The organism is Achromobacter sp. (assembly GCF_032113835.1).
Taxonomy (GTDB): domain Bacteria; phylum Pseudomonadota; class Gammaproteobacteria; order Burkholderiales; family Burkholderiaceae_B; genus Achromobacter.
Genome location: NZ_DAMCTG010000168.1, coordinates 1 through 3,809, shown reverse-complemented (window position 1 = coordinate 3,809; position 3,809 = coordinate 1). Strand labels below are relative to the sequence as shown.

Annotated in this window: 4 protein-coding genes; all 4 read left to right on the top strand. The window is 68.6% G+C overall.

Annotated features, from left to right (window positions below):
• A partial coding sequence (locus RT697_RS27030; protein ID WP_313702695.1) for a CoA transferase occupies positions 1–998 on the top strand: 998 nt, incomplete at its 5' end.
• A gap of 1 nt (position 999) precedes the next feature.
• The gene (locus tag RT697_RS27025) at positions 1,000–1,773 is read left to right on the top strand and encodes an enoyl-CoA hydratase/isomerase family protein (protein ID WP_313702694.1); all 774 of its coding nucleotides are present in this window, start codon (positions 1,000–1,002) and stop codon (positions 1,771–1,773) included.
• Between the two features lie 11 nt (positions 1,774–1,784).
• Entirely contained in the window at positions 1,785–2,660 is an 876-nt protein-coding gene (locus RT697_RS27020) for an HpcH/HpaI aldolase/citrate lyase family protein (RefSeq protein ID WP_105239053.1), read from the top strand.
• A gap of 94 nt (positions 2,661–2,754) precedes the next feature.
• Complete coding sequence (locus RT697_RS27015) at positions 2,755–3,732, top strand: tripartite tricarboxylate transporter substrate binding protein (RefSeq protein WP_313702693.1); 978 nt, start codon at positions 2,755–2,757, stop codon at positions 3,730–3,732.
• The last annotated feature ends 77 nt before the right edge of the window (positions 3,733–3,809 follow it).

Sequence of the window (3,809 nt, the reverse complement as noted above, 5' to 3'; positions counted from 1 at the left end):
TCGCGCTGGATCTGAAATCGCCGGAAGGCCGCGAGGCCGCGCAAAGGCTGATCGCCACCGCCGACATCGTGGTCGAGAGTTTCGGGCCGGGCGTCGCCAGCCGGCTTGGCATCGACTACGCCAGCGCGGCCGCGCTGCGGCCCGACGTGGTCTATTGCAGCATCTCGGGCTTTGGCAGCAAGGGGCCGCTGCGCCGCGGCAAGGGTTACGACGTCATCCTGCAGGCGTTCTGCGGCATGATGTCGATCACCGGCGAAGAGGACGGACCCGCCATCCGCAGTCCCATCTCGCCCATCGACCAGGCCACGGGCATGCACGCCGCCACCGGCATCCTGGCCGCCGTGGTGCGGCGGCTGCGCACCGGCAAGGGCTGCCAGGTCGAGGCGTCGCTGTTCGACACGTCCGTGGGCTTCATGGGCTACGTGATGCAGAGCTACTGGGAGCGCGGCACCGAACCCCGTCGTTGGGGCTCCGCGCACGAATCGCTGTGTCCGTATCAGGTGTTCGATGCCAGCGACCGTCCCTTGCTGCTGGGCGTGGCGAACGATTCCCTGTGGCGCACCTTCTGCAACGAGGTCGGCAAGCCCGATCTGGCGGAGGACCCGCGTTACGCCACGAACGCGGATCGTGTGCGCAACCGGCCCGAGGTGCTGGCACGAGTGGCGCAGATCATGCGCGAGGACACGCGGGACGGATGGATCGCGCGGCTGGCGCAGGCCGGCATACCTTGCGCGCCCATCCAGGCGGTGGGCGAGGTGCTGGCGCACGAACACATGGCCGCCAGCGAGATGATCTACCGCTTTGCGGATTCGGCGCACGGCGATCTGAACGTGGTGTCGCAGCCGCTGCGGTTTGACGGCGAACGGCCCAAGCCCTCGTCGCCGCCGCCCAAGGTCGGCCAGCATACGCGGCAGGTCCTGGCGGAACTCGGCTATGACGAGGCGGCGATCCAGCGCCATCTGGACGCGCTGGCGCCCACGGCTGGGGAGGCGGCCTGACATGTCGATCGATTTTCATGTGGAAGACGGCATTGCGCTTGTCACCATCAACCGGCCCGAGAAAAGCAATGCGCTCGACCATGCCCATTACCAGGCGCTGTCGCAGGCCTGGCAACGGGTGCGGGACGATGAGGCGATCCGCGTGGCGGTGATCACCGGCGCGGGCGAGAAGTCCTTCTGCGCGGGCGCGGACCTCAAATCCTTTGTCGGCGCGCCGCCCAGCCTGGCGGCGTTGATGAATACACAGCAGGGCCAATTGCTCAATCGCGGGCTGGAGGTCTGGAAGCCCGTGGTGGCCGCCGTCAATGGCTACTGCCTGGGCGGCGGCATGACGCTGCTGCTGGCCACCGACCTGCGCGTGTGTGTGCCGACGGCGACGTTCGGCCTGACGGAAGTGCAGCGCGGCGTGTTTCCCGCCAACGGCGGCACGCAGCGCGTGGCGCAGCAGCTTCCGCACGCGATTGCCATGGAGATGCTGCTGCTGGGCGACGCGTTCGACGCCGTTACCGCCAGCCGCTGGGGACTGGTGAACCGGGTGGTGCCGCGCGATGAACTGATGCCGGCGGCCATGTCCTATGCGCGCCGGCTGGCCGCCAATGCACCGTTGGCCGTGCAGGCCGCCAAGGAACTGGCGTTGCGCAGCCGGGACGCGGATCTGGCCACCGGACTGCGGATGGAGCAGCTGTTTCTGCGCCTGCTGCAGGACTCGGAAGATGTCACGGAAGGCAGGCAGGCGTTCGCCGACCGGCGCGCGCCCCGATTTCAAGGACAGTGAGGAGCAGGGATATGGCGTTGAGATCGTTGTTGTTCGTTCCCGGGGATAGCGAGCGCAAGCTCGCCAAAGCCCCAGCCAGCGGCGCGGACGCGCTGATCCTGGATCTGGAGGACGCGGTGGACGCCGCGCGGCTGCCTGTCGCGCGCGGCATGGTGCGCGAGTATCTGGCGGCGCGTCCCGCGTCTGGTCCCGAACTTTGGGTGCGCATCAACCCGTTGGATTCGGGACTGGCGCTCGATGACCTGGCGGAAGTGGTCCGGGGGCGCCCGGACGCAATCCTGCTGCCCAAAGGGCAGGGGGCGCCGGACATCGTCGTGCTGGATCATTATCTGTCGGCACTGGAAGTGCGCGAGGGCCTGCCGGCCGGCGGCATCGGCATCATGCCGGTCGCCACCGAGACGGCCGGCGCGATGTTCAACCTGGGCGGATACGCTGGATGCAGCCCGCGGCTGCGCGGGCTGACCTGGGGCGCCGAGGACCTGGCCGCCGTGCTGGGCGCGGCCAGCAACCGGCGCGAGGATGGCGAGTACGACCTGACCTATGAGCTGGCGCGCTCGTTGTGCTTGCTCGGCGCCACCGCGGCCGGCGTGCCCGCCATTGACACGATCTGGGGCAATTTCCGAGACGCGGAAGGGCTGCAACGGGATGCGGCGCGGGCGCGGCGCGCGGGCTTCACGGGCAAGATTGCGATTCACCCTGACCAGGTGGCCCCGATCAACCAGGCCTTCACGCCCGATCCCGCCGACGTGGCGCGCGCAAGGCGCATCGTGCAGGCCTTCGAGGATGCGCCGGGCGTGGGCACCTTGCAGCTCGACGGCGAGATGCTGGATCGCCCGCATCTCAAGCAGGCCCTTCGCATCCTGGCCAGCGCACCGGCAGGCGGCTGACAGGCGCAAAAACCGCAGGATCCGCGGCGGTTCCGCCGCAGCCACTCAATGCGACCGCCCGGCACAGGCGCGGCGCGCCACCAAGGAGACTGACATGTTGCGTGATGTGTTCAAGCCGCTGTGCGCGGCGGCGTTGCTTGCGTGCAGCTTGACGGGCCCGGCCGCGCAAGCGGCGGATTATCCGAATCAGCCGGTGAAGCTGGTCACGGCGTTCGGGGCGGGCAGCGCCAGCGACATCGTCGCGCGCCTGATCGCCGAGCGGCTGCAGGCCGCGCTGGGACAGCCCGTGATCGTCGAGAACCGGCCCGGCGCTTCGGGCCAGGTGGCCACGGACCTGGTCGCGCGCGCCCAGCCGGACGGCTACACGATCATGCTGGCCACCAACACCACGCATTCCTCCAATCCGCATCTGTACAAGAGCCTGCGCTACAACCCCGTCAAAGACTTCACGCCGCTGGTGCAGGTGTGCAATTTTCCGTTCGTGCTGGCGGTCAGCGCCAAGCTGCCGATCAGCAGCGTCGACGACCTGCTGCGCTACGGCAAGGCCAATCCGGGCAGCCTGAACTACGCCTATGGCAACAGCACAGGCCAGATTTCCGCCGCGTCGTTCGACAAGCTGACCGGCCTGGGGGCGACGGCCGTGCCCTACAAGAGCACGCCGCAGGCGATGACGGACATCATCGGCGGGCGCGCCACGTTCATGTTCGTGGACCTGGCGTCGGCGGCCGCGCACATCCAGGCCGGCACGCTCAAGGCCCTGGCGGTGTCTACGGAGAAGCGCAGCGCGCTGGCGCCCAATCTGCCCAGCGTGTCCGAAGCGCTGGGGCAGCCGGGCTTCGACCTCGCGGCGTGGGTGGGCATCTTCGGCCCCGCGAAGCTCCCGGCGCCCATCGCGCAGCGGCTGGGCGACGAGCTCTTCAAGATCGTGTCGGCGCCGGACTTCAAGCAGAAGCTGACGCAGATGGGCGCGGAACCTACGCCGGCGCAGGCGTCGGCGTTCGGACCGTTTGTCGTGCAGCAGGAGAAGGTGTGGGGCGACAAGGTCAGGCAGGCGGGGATTCAGGCGGAATAGCGGGAGCCTGCGGGCAGGGCGCGCGCACTCTATCCCTGGCTTCTTTAACGGTCGTTTCGGGTAAGCCAACAATAGTA

Excerpts from the sequence above, each read along its gene's own strand:
- RT697_RS27020 (WP_105239053.1), top strand. The coding sequence starts at position 1,785 with ATGGCGTTGAGATCGTTGTTGTTCGTTCCCGGGGATAGCGAGCGCAAG.
- RT697_RS27015 (WP_313702693.1), top strand. The coding sequence starts at position 2,755 with ATGTTGCGTGATGTGTTCAAGCCGCTGTGCGCGGCGGCGTTGCTTGCG.
- RT697_RS27025 (WP_313702694.1), top strand. The coding sequence starts at position 1,000 with ATGTCGATCGATTTTCATGTGGAAGACGGCATTGCGCTTGTCACCATC.